This is a genomic window from Tomitella fengzijianii (assembly GCF_007559025.1).
Taxonomy (GTDB): Bacteria; Actinomycetota; Actinomycetes; order Mycobacteriales; family Mycobacteriaceae; genus Tomitella; species Tomitella fengzijianii.
On record NZ_CP041765.1, the window covers coordinates 452985 to 468780 of the forward strand.

Annotated in this window: 10 protein-coding genes and 1 pseudogene; 10 read left to right on the forward strand and 1 reads right to left on the reverse strand. The window is 70.4% G+C overall.

Translation table 11 applies throughout. From position 1 onward, the window contains the following. Positions 1-112: 112 nt before the first annotated feature. Positions 113-1720, reverse strand: coding sequence for a Rieske 2Fe-2S domain-containing protein (locus FO059_RS02115; RefSeq protein WP_143905962.1), 1608 nt, complete (start codon positions 1718-1720; stop codon positions 113-115). A 170-nt stretch (positions 1721-1890) separates the two neighbouring features. On the opposite strand from FO059_RS02115, the pseudogene FO059_RS02120 reads away from it, so the two are divergent. From FO059_RS02120 to FO059_RS02165, 10 genes and pseudogenes are all read left to right on the forward strand, one after another. Further along, positions 1891-2673: pseudogene (locus FO059_RS02120) on the forward strand (lysophospholipid acyltransferase family protein); the annotation flags it as partial. 128 nt (positions 2674-2801) lie between these two features. After that, a complete protein-coding gene (locus FO059_RS02125; protein WP_268892902.1) occupies positions 2802-3617 on the forward strand; it encodes a Cof-type HAD-IIB family hydrolase in 816 nt (271 codons plus the stop codon). 141 nt (positions 3618-3758) lie between these two features. Then, positions 3759-5360 (forward strand): SpoIID/LytB domain-containing protein, encoded by a 1602-nt coding sequence (locus FO059_RS02130; protein ID WP_143905966.1) that lies wholly within the window; start codon positions 3759-3761, stop codon positions 5358-5360. A 96-nt stretch (positions 5361-5456) separates the two neighbouring features. Further along, positions 5457-6689, forward strand: a complete 1233-nt coding sequence (gene glf / locus FO059_RS02135; RefSeq protein ID WP_143905968.1) for a UDP-galactopyranose mutase — start codon at positions 5457-5459, stop codon at positions 6687-6689. Next, a complete protein-coding gene (locus tag FO059_RS02140; RefSeq protein ID WP_143905970.1) occupies positions 6689-8608 on the forward strand; it encodes a glycosyltransferase in 1920 nt (639 codons plus the stop codon). Before glf ends, FO059_RS02140 begins: the two co-directional genes overlap by 1 nt. Beyond that, on the forward strand, positions 8592-9185 hold the full coding sequence (locus FO059_RS02145) for a phosphatase PAP2 family protein (protein ID WP_233267080.1): 594 nt from the start codon (positions 8592-8594) through the stop codon (positions 9183-9185). Before FO059_RS02140 ends, FO059_RS02145 begins: the two co-directional genes overlap by 17 nt. After that, positions 9182-10150 (forward strand): decaprenyl-phosphate phosphoribosyltransferase, encoded by a 969-nt coding sequence (locus FO059_RS02150; RefSeq protein WP_143905972.1) that lies wholly within the window; start codon positions 9182-9184, stop codon positions 10148-10150. The genes FO059_RS02145 and FO059_RS02150 overlap by 4 nt, the downstream gene beginning before the upstream one ends. Beyond that, the gene (locus FO059_RS02155) at positions 10131-12233 is read left to right on the forward strand and encodes a hypothetical protein (protein WP_143905974.1); all 2103 of its coding nucleotides are present in this window, start codon (positions 10131-10133) and stop codon (positions 12231-12233) included. The genes FO059_RS02150 and FO059_RS02155 overlap by 20 nt, the downstream gene beginning before the upstream one ends. Positions 12234-12642: 409 nt before the next feature. Beyond that, positions 12643-13659, forward strand: a complete 1017-nt coding sequence (locus FO059_RS02160) for an alpha/beta hydrolase (protein WP_143905976.1) — start codon at positions 12643-12645, stop codon at positions 13657-13659. Between the two features lie 231 nt (positions 13660-13890). Then, on the forward strand, positions 13891-15795 hold the full coding sequence (locus FO059_RS02165; RefSeq protein WP_143905978.1) for an alpha/beta hydrolase-fold protein: 1905 nt from the start codon (positions 13891-13893) through the stop codon (positions 15793-15795). The last annotated feature ends 1 nt before the right edge of the window (position 15796 follow it).

Consider the following 15796-nt stretch of genomic DNA (forward strand, 5'->3'; position numbering starts at 1 on the left):
CGGGGCGGGCGCACCTGGCACCGCAATCACATTCTGTGGGGGTCGGATGGTGGAGATCCACCATCCGACCCCCACAGAATGTGAATCGCGTGTCACGCGGCGAAGGCAGTGCTCAGTCTGCGGTGCCCCCGGAGGGTTCCTCCGCGGCCTGCCCGGCCTCGAGCGGGTCGCACCGCAGCTCGTGCCCGCGCGACGTCTTGCACCGCCCGGTCTCCAGGTCCCACTGCCAGCCGTGCATGTTGCAGGTGAGGGTGGTGCCCTCGATGACGCCGAACTTGGACAGGTCCGCCTTGAGGTGCGGGCACCGGCGCTGCATCCGCCAGTCGCCCAGCTCGATGGTGTCGGAGTCGTCCTTGCCCTCGGCGAACCAGCCGTCCGCGTACGCGATGCGCTCGTCCGTGAGGCATTTGAAGAACGTGTAGAGGTACTCGTTGTATCCGCCGATGCGCCAGGTGCGGAAGCGGATGGACAGGAAGATGGAGTTGACCCAGTCCGGTTCGCCGTCGCGCAGCACGGTGCGGACCAGCGAGCGGTCCATCGTGAACCCGTAGCGGAATCGGCGTTCCACCTCCTTGCGCGGGCGCACGGTGCGCTCCGGGAAGTCGAGGACCACCGTCTCGACGATCTCGCCGTTTTCGGTCATCTGCAGCGCCACCGGGTAGCCGATGCCCTCGCTGATCTGGTCGGTCTGCTTCATTATGGGTTCGAACAGCGCGCGCAGCGGCTCGTAGAGCGACTCACCCGCGGCGGGCGCCCAGGCCGCCTTCTCCGCGGCGATCACCGGGGCCATCCGGGTGGCCATGTCCTCGATGTAGGCCGCCTTGTCGGTGAAGATCTTCTGCACCTGCGAATCGGGGATCGGGTGCGTGACCGTCACCGAGTCGTGGTCGAACTCGGCGGTCGTGCCGGGGATCATGAGGATGCCGCCGTCGATGCCGTGCTTCTCGAGCTCGCCGAGGAACACCGTCTGGTCCGGGAAGATGTTGGCGGGGTCGCCGGCGTCGTCGTTGAGGAAGCGCAGCTGGTCATCCAGGAACACCGGCGGACCGGCCGAGGGGATCACGTGCACAGCGCCCACGGTCTCGACGTAGCTGCGGGCGCGGTCCATCTGCCGCTGCCGCTTCTGCTCGCCGTGGGCGCGCTTGGTGCGCTCGGACATCTCGTACACCCACGGGTACCAGATGGCGCCCGAGTACTGGAGCATGTGCACGTCGATCCGGCCGAAGTGTTCACCCACCACGTCCAGGTCCACCGGCCGGGCGTCGTTCATGTTGAACGCGGTGGTGGTGCCGTCGGAGACCACCAGAGCCGAGTCGCCCAGCGGGCCGTCCGCGGGCGCGCGCAGGGCGATGATCATGATCTCCAGCGCGCCCTTGGGGCCGGTGACCGTGTGCTTGACCGAGTCCTCGGTCTCGTAGAACTTGTGGAACCCCAGCGCCTCCAGTTCCCGCTTGAGGTCCGGCACCGGGTAGTCCGGCAGCAGCACGGTGGCGTCCTTGTTGACGTGCTCGCGGAGCAGCTGCGGGTCGAAGTGGTCTTTATGCAGGTGGGAGACGTAGAGGTAGTCGCAGTCGCCCAGCGCCGCCCAGTTGAGCCCGGTGTTGTCCGGGAACGGGAACCAGGACGCGAAGTATGCGGGATTCACCCACGGGTCGCACAGGATCGAGCCTGCCCCCGTCTGAATGTGAAAGCCGGCATGTCCGACGCTGGTGACCTGCACGGTGGAGTACCTCCGAGTTGGATGTTGTTCGGTCGCAAGGATACGGGCAGCGGTGTGAAGTTACAGCGGCGGCGGCGGGCTGCGCGCTGGAAGTGGCGCATGCGGCGGGCGGGAGCGCGGGCCCGCCGCTGGGCATGACTCCGCGCGCGCGGGCCGGATAGGGTGGCCGGGTGGAACCTGTCTACGGCTCGATCATCCGTATCGCCAAGGGAGTCTTCGCGCTTGAGGGCCTCCGGTTCACCCGGACGGGGTCGCGGAACATCCCGACCTCCGGCGGCGCGGTGATCACGATCAACCACACCGGCTACATGGATTTCACCTACGCGGGATACCCGGCGTTCGACGTGGGCCGGTTCATCCGGTTCATGGCCAAGAAAGAGGTGTTCGACCACAAGGTGTCGGGGCCGCTGATGCGCGGGATGCGCCACATCCCGGTGGACCGGGCCAGCGGGGGAGGCTCCTACGCCGAGGCCGTGGAGCGCCTGCGGGCCGGCGAGCTGGTGGGGGTGTTCCCGGAGGCGACGATCAGCCGCAGCTTCGAGCTGAAGGGGTTCAAGACGGGCGCGGCGCGCATGGCGCTGGAGGCCGGGGTGCCCATCGTGCCGCTGGTGATCTGGGGTTCGCAGCGCGTGTGGACCAAGGGGCACCGCAAGAACCTGGGTCGGACCAACCTGCCGATCCTCATCCGCGCCGGCGAGCGGATCGCCCCGGAGGGCACGCCGGAGGAGCTCACCGACCGGGTGAAGGTGGCGATGACGCGCATCCTGGACGAGCTGCGTGCCGAGTACGCCGCCGAGTTCGGCCCGTACCCGGCCGGCGCGTACTGGGTGCCGCGGTCGCTGGGCGGGGGCGCGCCCTCGCTCGCGGAGGCCACCGCGTTGGACGAGGCGGACACCGCCGCCCGCAGGGCGCGCCGGGAGGAGGCGGCCGGGCGCGGCGCGGAAGGTCCCGCGGTGGGCGGCGGGCGCCGGGGGCGGGATGATGACGGGGGAGCGCGGGGGCGCATGCGCGCGTTGAGGGCGCGCGGCGCCGCCGCGCGCACGAACAGGAAGAACAGGAAGAGGAAGGGCCCGGAAGTCTGGTGAAGCGCCCGCTGCTCATTGCGAGCGATGTCGATGGCACGTTGGTCGATGACGCGATGCGGGTGAGCGCCCGCAATCGCGCCGCCGTGGCGGGCGCGGTGGAGGACGGCGTGCACTTCGTGCTGTGCACCGGGCGCCCGCCGCGCTGGATCCGCCAGATCACCGACCAGCTCGAGCACCCGCCCCTCGCGGTGTGCGCCAACGGCGCCATGGTGTTCGACAGCGCCAGCGGCAGCGTGCTGGCGGCGCACGCGCTCGAGCCCGCCACGCTCGAGTGGGTCGCGGAGGCGGTGGCCGCGGCGCTGCCGGGCGCGGCTCTGGCGGCCGAGCGGATCGAGCCCGGCGCGAGTTCCGCGATGTACATGGAGTTCGTGACCACCCCCCGCTACGAGCACGCGTGGGAGCATCCACGCGGCGTGGAGGTGGCCGACGCGGAGATCGCGGCCGCCCCCGCGGTGAAGCTTCTGGTCCGCGCCCCGGGGACGCCCAGTGCGGTGATGCGCGACGCGCTGGCGCCGGTGCTCGGGCGGCGCGTGGATCTGACGTTCTCCACAGACGACGGCCTGATCGAGATCGCCGCGCCCGGGGTGACCAAGGCGCGGGGGCTGGCGGACATCACCTCCGACCTGGGGGTGACGGCGGCGGACGTGATCGCGTTCGGCGACATGCCCAACGACGTCTCGATGCTCTCGTGGGCGCGGCACGGCGTGGCGATGGCGAACGCGCATCCCGAGCTGTTGTCGGTGGCCGACGAGGTGACCGGTTCCAATAACGACAGCGGCGTCGCGTTGGTCCTCGAACGCTGGTGGGGCTGAGAACCCGCGCCTATTCATGCAGGTGGAACTACATTCATGTGATTCATGTGGCTCGTGATGTTTGTGTGACAACTGTGACTTGAGTGTGCTTTGCTCGGTGGTGCTGCACGCGGAATCGCACCTTCGACGAGGAGTACGCCGATGCATCGATCACCGCTGAGGAACACCCTGCGCGCCGTCCGGCGGCCGCTGTCGACCACGCGCGGTCCGGACGCGTCGCGCCGACGGAAACGGGCGGCCGCCGCGAAGCTGTCCGCCGCTGTGTCGGCGCCGATGCTGGCGGTGGCGGCCGTCGCGGTGTCGGTGACGGCGGGCGGAACCGGCGGCTCCGGCGGGGCGGACGGCGCCGCGGCCGCGCAACTCGAGGCGGTCCCCGTAGTCGACGCGCAGACGGTGTTCACGCTGCGCGGGCACGGCCACGGGCACGGCCGGGGCATGGGGCAGTGGGGCGCGTACGGATACGCCAAGGACCACGGCTGGAGCGCCGAGCAGATCATCAACCACTACTACGGCGGCACCGCACTGCAGCGGGTCGACACCGGCGGGGTCTCGGTGCGGCTGATGGGGCTCGACGGCAAGGACCTGTCCGTCACCTCGGACGGGCCGATGACCGTCGACGGTCACGAGGTGCCCGCGGGCGCCGCCGTGACCCTGCGCCCCACGCCCGGCGGCGCGGACGTCACCGTCACGCAGGGATGCGGGGGCGCCCCCGGGGACTCGTTCGCCGTCGGCGACCCGCGCGTCACGCCGGCCGGGGGCGGGATGCTGCAGGTGTGCGGCGGGAACACCTACCGGGGCGACCTGGGCGTGGCCCTCGACGGCGGTGCGCCGCGCTCGGTCAACTACGTGGGGATGGAGGACTACCTGCGCGGCGTGCTGCCCGAGGAGATCTCCGCGGGCTGGGCCGACAAGGGCGCCGGCGAGGCGCTGCGCGCGCAGGCGATCGCCGCGCGCTCGTACGCCGCCGCCGAGGACCGGTACGGGTACGCGCAGACCTGCGACACGCAGGCCTGCCAGGTCTACGGGGGCACCGCCGAGGAGGATCCCCGTACGGACGCCGCGGTGGCGGACACCGCGGGCATGGTGGTCACGCGCGGAGGGCAGCCGGTGGCCACCGAGTTCTCCGCGTCCACGGGCGGCTGGACCGCCGGCGGCGACTTCCCGGCCGTCGAGGACGTGGGCGACGCAGCCTCGCCCGTCCACGACTGGACGGAGACCGTCACCGGGCAGCAGGTGTCGGATGCGTTCGGGGTGGGCCCGCTCAAGGAGATGACGGTGACCGCGCGCAACGGGCTCGGCGCCGACGGCGGCCGCGTGGTGTCGATGCGCGTGGTGGGCGCGGACAAGACGGTGGAGGTCTCCGGGCCGGAGGTCCGCACCGGCCTGGGGCTCAAATCCGACTGGTTCACGATCGACGGCCAGGGTCCGGCGGCGTCGATCATCCCGCCGGAGTCGTCGGGGCTCGTCCCGGACTCGTCGGGCGTGCTGCCGCCGGCCGTCACCGGCCCCACCGGACAGAGCCCCGAGGGCGACGACGGGGGCTCCGGTCCGGCCGACATCGTCGGCGGCGCGGGACTGACGGCGGAGGACATCCGGCGCGCGGCCGAAGCCATCGCCGGGGCGATGGGCGCCGACTCGGAACTGGGCGGCGCGATCGGCACCCTCGGCGGGGTGGCGGCCGACGGGCTGGAGGCCTACACGGACGCGCGCGTCGACCCGCCGGAGGACCGGCCCCGGCCGTGACGGGGCCGCCCGCGGGGGTGGCATCCGTCACCGTGCAGCGGTGCGCGGCCCACTTCGGCGGTCCCGCCCGGACGGCTTCCGTTACCCTGGGCGTCTGTGTCGAGTGATTATGAGACGAATGCCAAGCGGCAAGCGGCCGACGGTCCTGCGGGCGATTACGACCTGATCGTCGTCGGCTCCGGATTCTTCGGACTCACGGTGGCGGAGCGCGCCGCCTCCGAGATGGGCAAGCGGGTGCTGGTGCTGGACCGTCGCCACCACATCGGCGGCAACGCCTACTCGGAGGCCGAGCCGACCACCGGGATCGAGGTGCACCGCTACGGCGCGCACCTGTTCCACACCTCCAACAAGCGGGTGTGGGACTACGTCAACCGCTTCACCACGTTCACCGGCTACCGGCACCGCGTGGTCACCAACCACAACGGGCAGGTCTATCAGTTCCCGATGGGGCTGGGGCTGATCTCCGAGTTCTTCGGGCGCTACTACTCGCCCACCGAGGCGCGCGCGCTCATCGCCGAGCAGGCGGCGGAGATCGACACCGCCGACGCGCAGAACCTCGAGGAGAAGGCGATCTCGCTGATCGGCCGGCCCCTCTACGAGGCGTTCGTCAAGAACTACACGGCCAAGCAGTGGCAGACCGACCCCAAGGAGCTGCCGGCCGGCATCATCACGCGCCTGCCCGTCCGGTACACCTTCGACAACGGCTACTTCACCGACACCTACGAGGGCCTGCCCACCGACGGCTACACCGCGTGGCTGGAGAACATGGCCGCGCACGAGCTGATCGACGTGCGCCTGGACACCGACTGGTTCGACGTGCGCGAGCAGCTGCGCGCCGCCTCCCCCGACGCGCCCGTCGTCTACACGGGCCCGCTGGACCGCTACTTCGACCACAGCGAGGGCCGGCTGGGCTGGCGCACCCTCGACTTCGAGGAAGAGGTGCTCGAGACGGGTGATTTCCAGGGCACGCCGGTGATGAACTACGCGGACGCGGACGTGGCCTACACGCGCATCCACGAGTTCCGGCACTTCCACCCGGAGCGCGACTACCCGTCCGACAAGACGGTGATCATGCGCGAGTTCTCGCGCTCCGCCGAGGAGGACGACGAGCCGTACTACCCCATCAACACCGCCGACGACCGCGCCAAGCTCGACGCGTACCGGGCGCTGGCGAAGGCGGAGACGCGGGACAGTGCGGTGTACTTCGGCGGACGCCTGGGCACCTACCAGTACCTGGACATGCACATGGCCATCGCCAGCGCGATGAGCATGTTCGACAACCAGCTCGCCGAGGCGCTCGGCGCCGAGCCGACGGCGGCCGGCAACTGATGGCCGCGCAGTCGCTGCTGCAGCGGATCCTGCTTCCCCGCGGTGGCGAGCCGCTGGACGTGCGGACGCTGTACCTGGAGGAGTCGGAGACGAACGCGCGCCGTGCGCACGCCACCTCGCGCACCTCGGTGCGCCTGGGCGCGGAGTCGGAGGTCTCGTTCGCCACCTACTTCAACGCGTTCCCCGCCAGCTACTGGCGCCGGTGGACGGTGCTGGAGTCGGTGGTGCTGCGGATCGAGGTCCGCGGCGGGTGCAGGGTGGACGTCTACCGTTCCAAGGCGGACGGCAGCCGCATCCACGTCGAGGGCCAGCGGGCCGACGACGGTACCGCGGACGGCCTGGACGACGCGGCCGACGAGACGCGCGTGCTGGAGTTCGAGGTGTCGCTGGCCCCGTTCGAGGACGGCGGCTGGATCTGGTTCGACGTCACCACCGCCACGAAGACCGAGGTGCTCTCGGCCGGTTGGTACGCGCCGGTGCCGGCGCCCGGCCGGGCCGCGGTGGCCCTGGGCATCCCCACCTTCAACCGGCCGGTCGACTGCGTGAACGCGCTGCGCGCCATCGCCTCCGACCCGCTCGTGCTGGACGTGGTGGACACGATCATCGTGCCCGACCAGGGCACCGACAAGGTGCGTGACCAGGACGACTTCGCCGAGACGGCGGCGCAGCTGGGCGGGCGGCTGCGCATGTACGACCAGCCGAACCTGGGCGGCTCCGGCGGGTACAGCCGGATCATGCTCGAGGCCGTCAAGAACACGGACTGCGAGCAGATCCTGTTCATGGACGACGACATCCAGATCGAGCCGGATTCGATCCTGCGCGCGCTGGCGTTCTCCCGTTTCGCCGAGGTTCCCACGCTGGTGGGCGGCCAGATGCTCAACCTGCAGGAGCGCAGCCACCTGCACACGATGGGCGAGGTGGTGCGCCGGGACATCTTCATGTGGGGCGCGGCGCCGCACGTGGAGTACGACCACGACTTCTCCACCCGGCCGCTGCGCGACCGCGAGGAGTCCAAGGATCTGCACCGGCGTATCGACGTCGACTTCAACGGCTGGTGGATGTGCATGATCCCGCGGTCGATCGCGGAGGAGATCGGCCAGCCGCTGCCGCTGTTCATCAAGTGGGACGACGCGGAGTACGGGCTGCGGGCGCGCAAGGCCGGCTACCCGACGGTGACGATGCCGGGCGCGGCGATCTGGCACATGGCATGGTCGGACAAGGACGACGCCATCGACTGGCAGGCCTACTTCCACCTGCGCAACAGGCTGGTCGTGGCCGCGTTGCACATGGACGGCGGCCACCGCGGGCTGATGCAGAACGCGCTCAAGGCCACCGTCAAGCACCTGCTGTGCCTGGAGTACTCCACGGTGGCCATCCAGAACCAGGCCATCCGGGACTTCCTCGCGGGGCCGGAGCACATCACGTCGATCCTCGAGTCCGCGATGCCCATGGTGCGTCGGATGCGGAGCGAGTATCCGGACGCGGTGGTGTTGCCGTCGTCGACCGAGCTTCCGCTGCCGTCGCACGCCGGGACGGGCGCCGTGTCCCTGCCGTCGAACCCGGTGTCCAAGGTGGTGCGGCTGGCCAAGGGGCTGGTCCGCAACGCGCGCCCGGCCGACGATTCCACGCACAGCACCCCGCAACTCAACGTCCCGACGCTGGACGCGCGCTGGTTCCTGCTCTCGCAGGTGGACGGTGTCACCGTCACCACGGCCGACGGCCGGGGCGTGGTGTACCGCCAGCGTGACCGCGAGAAGGCGGCCGCGCTGCTGCGCGAGTCGATGCGGCTGCTGCGCGAGCTGAACGCGCGGTTCCCGGAGATGAAGCAGGCCTACCGCGAGGCGGCACCCGGCCTGACGAGCCGCGAGCGCTGGTCCCGCGTGTTCGAGGGATGGGAGACCCGTGTCGGCGAAGGATGACCTGGTCACGGCGGCCGCCGCAGCCGAGACGCCCGTGCTGGCCGCGGTGCAGGACTTGTTGATCGACCGGCCGGGGGTGCTGTCGACGGCCCGCGGGATGTCGCACTTCGGCGAGCACGCGCTGGGCTGGATGGCCGTATCGGCGGTTGGCGCCGCGGTGGACCGTCCCCGACGCGGGCGGTGGCTGGCGGTGGGCGTGGGCGCGGTGGGCGCGCATGCGGCGTCGATCGCAGTCAAGCGCGTGGTGCGCCGGCCGCGCCCGCAGGATCCGATGGTGCGGGTGGGCGTGTCGACCCCCAGCAGGCTGAGCTTCCCGTCGTCCCATGCCACCTCGTCGACGGCGGCGGCACTGCTGATCGGGCGGGCGAGCGGCGTGCCCGTGGCGGCCGCCGTGGTGCCGGCGATGGCGCTGTCCCGCCTTCTGCTGGGGGTGCACTACCCTTCGGACGTCGTCGTCGGCAGCGCGATCGGCGCGCTCGCAGCCGTGGCGACGGACCGACTCCGGCATCGGGTGCCGGTTCTCCGTGATGAGCCACGGCCTAGGGTGGCGGAGTCGGAAGGAAACAACAGACGATGAGCGAAAGCGCCGATCACCTGGTGGGGCTCGAGCCGGTAGACGAGCCGACGGATGCGGAGTCCGTCGCCGCCTCGGCCAAAGTCCCGCGCAATGCAGCGTCAGCGCTGGTCAAGGCCATGCGCCCGTGGCAGTGGGTCAAGAACGTCCTGGTGCTTGCCGCCCCCGTGGCTGCGGGGAGCGTCTTCGAGTGGGACGTGCTCTGGCCCTCACTCGTCGCGTTCGTGGTGTTCTGCCTGGCCGCCTCGTCGATCTACCTGATCAACGACGCGCGCGACGTCGAGGCCGACCGCGCGCACCCGGTCAAGCGGTACCGGCCCATCGCGGCCGGGGTGCTGCCGGTGGGCGTGGCGTATGCGGCGTCCGCGGTGCTGGTGGTCGCGGCCGTCGGGCTGTCGTTCGTCGCCAACTACCGCCTGGCCGTCGTCGTGGCCGTGTACATCGCGGTGCAGCTGGCGTACTGCTTCGGCCTGAAGCACCAGCCGGTGCTGGACATCTGCATCGTCTCGTCGGGCTTCCTGCTGCGCGCCATGGCGGGCGGTGTGGCCGCCGAGATCGCGCTGTCGCAGTGGTTCCTGCTGATCATGGCGTTCGGCTCGCTGTTCATGGCCGCGGGCAAGCGCTACGCGGAGCTGCAGCTGGCCGAGCGCACGGGCGCGAAGATCCGCAAGTCGCTGGAGGGGTACACCACCACCTACCTGCGGTTCGTCTGGACGCTGTCGGCCACTGCGGTGGTGCTGTGCTACGGGCTGTGGGCCTTCGAGCAGGACGCGCTGCGCGGCGGTGCGTGGTACGCGATCTCGATGATCCCGTTCGTCATCGCCATCCTCCGGTACGCGGTGGACGTCGACGGCGGCGTGGCAGGCGCCCCGGAGGACATCGCGCGTCGCGACCGGGCACTCCAGCTCCTTGCGGTCGCGTGGATCGTGATCGTCGGTGTCGCCGCCTATGTCGTACCGCATATCTGACGACCCTGGCGCCGGTGCCCCGCCGCGTGGCGCCCGGTCCGCCAGGGTGCGGAGTGCGCTGACCCGGTGGGGTCCGCAGGGCGCCGTGACGGTGCTCGGCATCGTCGTCGCGGCCGCGCTGTTCGGCTACGGCGGCTGGCAGCGGCGGTGGATGGCCGACGACGGCCTCATCGTCCTGCGCACGGTGCGCAACCTGCTGGCAGGCAACGGCCCGGTGTTCAACGCGGGCGAGCGGGTGGAGGTCAACACCAGCACCGCCTGGACGTACGTGATGTGGCTGTTCGGGTGGATCACCCGCGCGCGGCTCGAGTACGTCGCCGTGGGCGTGTGCCTGGCGCTGAGCATCGCCGCCATGGTGTTCGTGATGCTCGGCTCGGCCCGCCTGATGCGGCATTCCACGTGGGCGCGGCGTGCGCGGGGGCCGGTACTGCTGCTCCCCGGGGGCGTGTTCGTGTACGCGGCGCTGCCGCCGGCCCGCGACTTCGCCACCAGCGGACTCGAGGTGGGTCTGCTGCTGTGCTGGCTGGGCGCAGTGTGGTGGCTGCTGGTGCGGTGGGCGTCCACGGAGCGGCCGTCCACGGCGTCCGTGCTCTCGCTGGGGTTCCTGGCGGGGCTGAGCTGGCTGGTCCGGCCGGAGACCGTGCTGCTGGGCGCACCCGTGCTGTTGCTGCTGTTCTGCGTGCGCCAGTCGTGGCGGCGCAGGGCCGCTCTGGTGGTCGTGTCCGGGCTGGTGCCCGTGGCCTATCAGATCTGGCGCATGGGCTACTACGGGTTGCCGTACCCGAACACCGCGGTGGCCAAGGACGCGGGCGAGGCGAAGTGGGGCAAGGGCCTGACCTATCTGGCCGACCTGATGCAGCCGTACGTACTGTGGGTCCCGCTGGTGCTGCTGGCGGCGGTCGCCGCGGCACTGTGGGGGCCTACAGCTGCGCGCATGGCCCGCGCCGCGGCGTCCCGCGTCGCAGTCCGCGCGGATGCCGACGGGGGCGACGAGGCGGGGCAGTCCGGCGAGTACCGGCCGCCGCGGCGCATCGCCCGCCCCGTGGCGGCGCGCATGCGGCGCGTCCAGGACCGGCTGCACTCCCCGGTCACGGTCACGGTGCTGATCGTCGTCGTCGCACTGGTCTGGCTGCTGTACGTGCTGCGCGTGGGCGGCGACTTCATGCACGGCCGCGTGCTGCTCCCCGTGGTGTTCCTGCTGATCGCCCCCCTGGCGATGATCCCCGTGCCGCTGCCGCGCCGCCGGGCCCCCAGCCGGGCCGGCGACCATGAGGGCCAGCGTCCGGCCGGTGGCCAGCGTCCGGCCGGTAGCCTCCGCGGCGCGCTGGCGCCCGCTGCGCGCACCGCGGTGCCGGTCCTGGGGTGGATAGGCGTGATCGCCTGGGCACTGACGATCGTGAACGTCCCGGGGGTGGCGCGTGCGGGCACGCTCACGCGCGACGGGATCGTGGACGAGCGCGCCTTCTACGTGGTGGCCACCGGGCACGCGCACCCGATCACGTCGCAGGACTACCTGGACTTCCCCCGCATGCGCGCCCTGGTGGACACCATCCGCGCCACGCCGGAAGGCGGGCTGCTCATCCAGAACGGCAGCCTGAACTCCTGGACGGTGATCCCGCCCGCGGTACCGCCCCCGCCGGGGGAGGCGCAGCACACGGTGTACTTCATCAACCTCGGGATGCCGGGCATGAACACGCCGCTGAACGTCAAGGTGTACGACACCGTCGGGCTGGCGTTGCCCCTGGCGGCGCACACCCCGCGGATCACCTACGGGCGGATCGGGCACGACAAGAACCTCCCGCCGGACTGGCTGATCGCGCTGCAGGGGCTCGCGGACACGCACGAGCAGGGGTTGCCGCAGTGGCTGGACGAAGACTGGGTGAAACAGGCGGAGACCGCGATCACGTGCCCGCAGACCGAGTACCTGCTGCAGTCGTACACCTCGGACCTGACCCTCGAGCGCTGGTGGCAGAACTTCCGCCACGCGTGGTCGCTGGCGGGCTACCAGATCGACTCGAATCCGGAGTACGAGATCGAGCGCTGCAACCTGGTGCCGCCGCGACTGGACACGCCCCCGCGCTGATCGCGGCGGGCCGTTCGCCCACGACCGCCCCGCATTGTGAGTAACCTCACTAGACGGACGCGGCGCGTCGCGTCGGGAGGCGCTGCGCGGCGCCGGTGGATGCGGGTGCGCGACACGGCCCCATGCGATTTCAATGCGTGGACGTGCAGAGTGTCACGGGCAGGTAACGGATGACGATGAACGGTCGATAAGCAAGAGGATCCAGGCGTGCGCGGTGACGGACGTGCGCGCGCCGGTCACGGTGCGGACGGCGAGTTGCATTGCCAGGTCAGGGCGTTTAACTTTGACCGACGATGCAGGCGGGCGTCCACGAGCAGTGGCCGACTGGAAGGTCGACACGCAGCAGTGCGGTGAACCGGATGCATTTCCGAAATTCTCCGACGCTGCCCATAGGAAGAGGTTCAGGCCGATGACCAATGCGGAACCACGGTTTCTCCGGCGAGTGCGCTCCCGGCTCCTCGGCTTCGCGGCGATCGCGTTCTCGCTGGCGATGCTGACCGGAGTCGCCACCGCCGGCACGGCGTCCGCGTGGTCGTGGAACGACGACGGCCGCATCGTCAAGGAATACGTGTGGTCGGACGCGATGGCCCGCAACATCCCGATCTCCTACATGCCGTCCGCGCGCGGCGGCAACCATGCGCTGATCCTGCTGGACGGACTGCGCGCCCGCGACGACTTCAGCGGCTGGGACATCGAGACCAACGCCTTCGACAAGTTCCGCAATGACAACATCAACGTCGTCATGCCCATCGGCGGCCAGTCCAGCTGGTATGCGGACTGGAACGCGCCCAGCAACATCAACGGCCAGGACTTCACCTACAAGTGGGAGACGTTCCTGAGCGTGGAGCTGCCGAACTACCTGGCGAGCCAGCACGGCATCGCCCGCGACCACAACGCCATCGCGGGGCTGTCGATGGGCGGCAGCGCGGCGCTCTACTTCGCGGCCAAGTACAAGCCGTACTACTCGTTCGCCGGCTCGTTCTCCGGCTACCTGCACAACTCGATGATCGGCATGCCCGCGGGCATCAGCGTCGGGATGCTCGACGCCGGCAGCTTCAACGCCGGGGACATGTACGGCTCGGCGTCGTCGCTCAACCCCGAGTGGACCTCGCACGACCCGTTCAACTTCGCGCCGGAACTGCGGGGCATCTCGATGTACATCTCCGCGGCCAGCGCGCTGCCCAACCCGGACCCGGTGAACGGCGACCGGCCCAAGTCGCTGCTGGACTACTACAACACCACCAACGGCATGGCGCTCGAGGGGCTCGCGCTGGCGAACTCCCGCATCTTCCAGGCGCGGCTGGACTCCCTGAACATCCCCGCCACCTACTCGTTCCCGCCGGTGGGCATCCACTCGTGGAACAACTGGAGCGTGGAGCTCGACAAGGCCAGGCCGCAGATCCTGGACGCCACGAACGGCTGGTGATCCGCCCCGCACACACGTGACGATCGGAGAGGCGCGCGTCCGCAGACGCGCGCCTCTCCGCGTCCGGTGACGGCCGCCCGCGTCGGAACTGCTCCGGCTGCGCCAGGTCGATGTGACGGATGTTCGGCGTGTGAATGGTGTGATTCGCCTGAGTTGGCACTACTGTGACGGTGATCGGGAAACGGTGGTCGGGTCGTTTCCGCTTTTTCGGATCGAAGCGAGGAAGTCTTGATGCGCTCTGACAAGTCGTGGAACCGCGGGGGCACCCACGCCCGGCGTTCGCGGGCGGGGCTGCGCCGCCGGCTCGTCGCGTGGGGTGCGGTGCCGCTCGCCGCGGCGCTGGCACTCCCGGTGGCCGCGCAGGTGGTGCCGCAGGCGACGCCCGTCGCCCACGCCGCGCCCGCAGGCGAGGCGGTCCCCGCCGGCGTCAAGGTCACCAAGGTGCAGTGGCTGACCGATCGCCGCGTGGCCCTCTGGGTGCACTCGCCGGCCATGAACGAGGACATCCAGGTGCAGATCCTGGTGGGGCGCGACTGGCACATCGCCCCGGACAAGGACTACCCGGAGCTGCTGATGCTGGACGGGTTGCGCGCCCGCGACGATCAGAGCGGCTGGACGATCGAGACCGACATCGTCGACTTCTTCGCCGACAAGAACGTCAACGTGGTCCTGCCGGTGGGCGGGCAGTCGAGCTTCTACACCAACTGGGACAAGCCGGACAACGGCAAGAATTACCAGTGGGAGACGTTCCTGACCAAGGAGCTGCCGCCGATCCTGCACAACGACTGGCGCACCAGCACGGACAAGGCGGCCATCGCCGGGCTGTCCATGGGCGGCACCGCCGCGATGATGCTGGCCGAGCGGCACCCGGACATGTTCGACTTCGTCGCCTCGTACTCCGGCATCCTGTCCACCACCTCGCTGGGCATGCCGCAGGCGATCCAGTTCGCCATGCTCGACGCGGGCGGCTTCCACTCGCAGAACATGTGGGGTCCGCCGTCCGACCCGCGCTGGACCGAGCAGGATCCGCTGCTGCACGTGGACCAGCTCAAGGGCAAGAGCATCTACATCTCCAGCGGCAACGGATTCGCCGGCCAGTACGACCAGCAGTCCGGCATCCCCGGCATTTCGACGAACATCGCGGGCATGGGCCTGGAGATCCTCTCGCGGATGACCTCGCAGAACTTCGCGACCGAGCTCAACAAGAAGGGCATCCCGGCCAACGTGGTCTACCGGCCGTCCGGCACGCACTCGTGGCCGTACTGGCAGTTCGAGCTGCACCAGTCGTGGCCGCAGATCGCGAAGGCGCTGGACGTGGATCCCGAGGCGCCGGACTGCCGGGCCACCGGGGCCATCGGCGACCTCGCCAACGGGGTGTCGTGGCTGGGCCGTTGCGTCACGCCCGAGTACGACGTGCCCGGCGGCCGTGCGCAGGACTTCGCCGCCGGCCGGGTGTTCTGGAGCGCCGGGACGGGCGCGAAGATCGTGGCGGGCGCCATCGGCGGGCGTTACCAGCAGGTCGGCGGGCCCGGCGGGGACCTGGGGCTGCCCGTGAGCAACGAGCTGGCGACTCCGGACGGGAAGGGACGGTACAACTCCTTCCAGAACGGGTCCGTCTACTGGATGCCGCAGACCGGAGCGCACATGGTCAAGGGGCCGGTGCTCGACAAGTGGGGCTCGCTGGGCTGGGAGGCAGGGGTGCTCGGCTACCCGACGTCCGACCCGCGCCCGATGGACGGCGCCTCCGGCACGGTGCAGGACTTCCAGGTCGGCTCGATCTACGTCGGCGACAAGGGCGCCTACGAGGTGCAGGGTGCGATCCGCGACAAGTACAACACCCTGGGGGCCGAGGGCGGCGCGATGGGCGTGCCCACGTCCGACGAGACGACCACGCCCAACGGCATCGGCAAGTACAACCGGTTCGACAAGGGCATCGTCTACTGGACCGCGGGCACCGGAGCCTGGTCGATCAAGTACGGGCCGATCTTCGACGCCTGGGAGGACCAGGGCTTCGAGAACGGGCCGCTCGGATTCCCCGTGGGAGACCAGCGCGCGGTCCCGGGCGGCGTCGCCCAGGACTTCGAGCACGGCACGATTACGGTGGCGGACGGGAAGACCGAGGTCGCGCAGAAGTGAC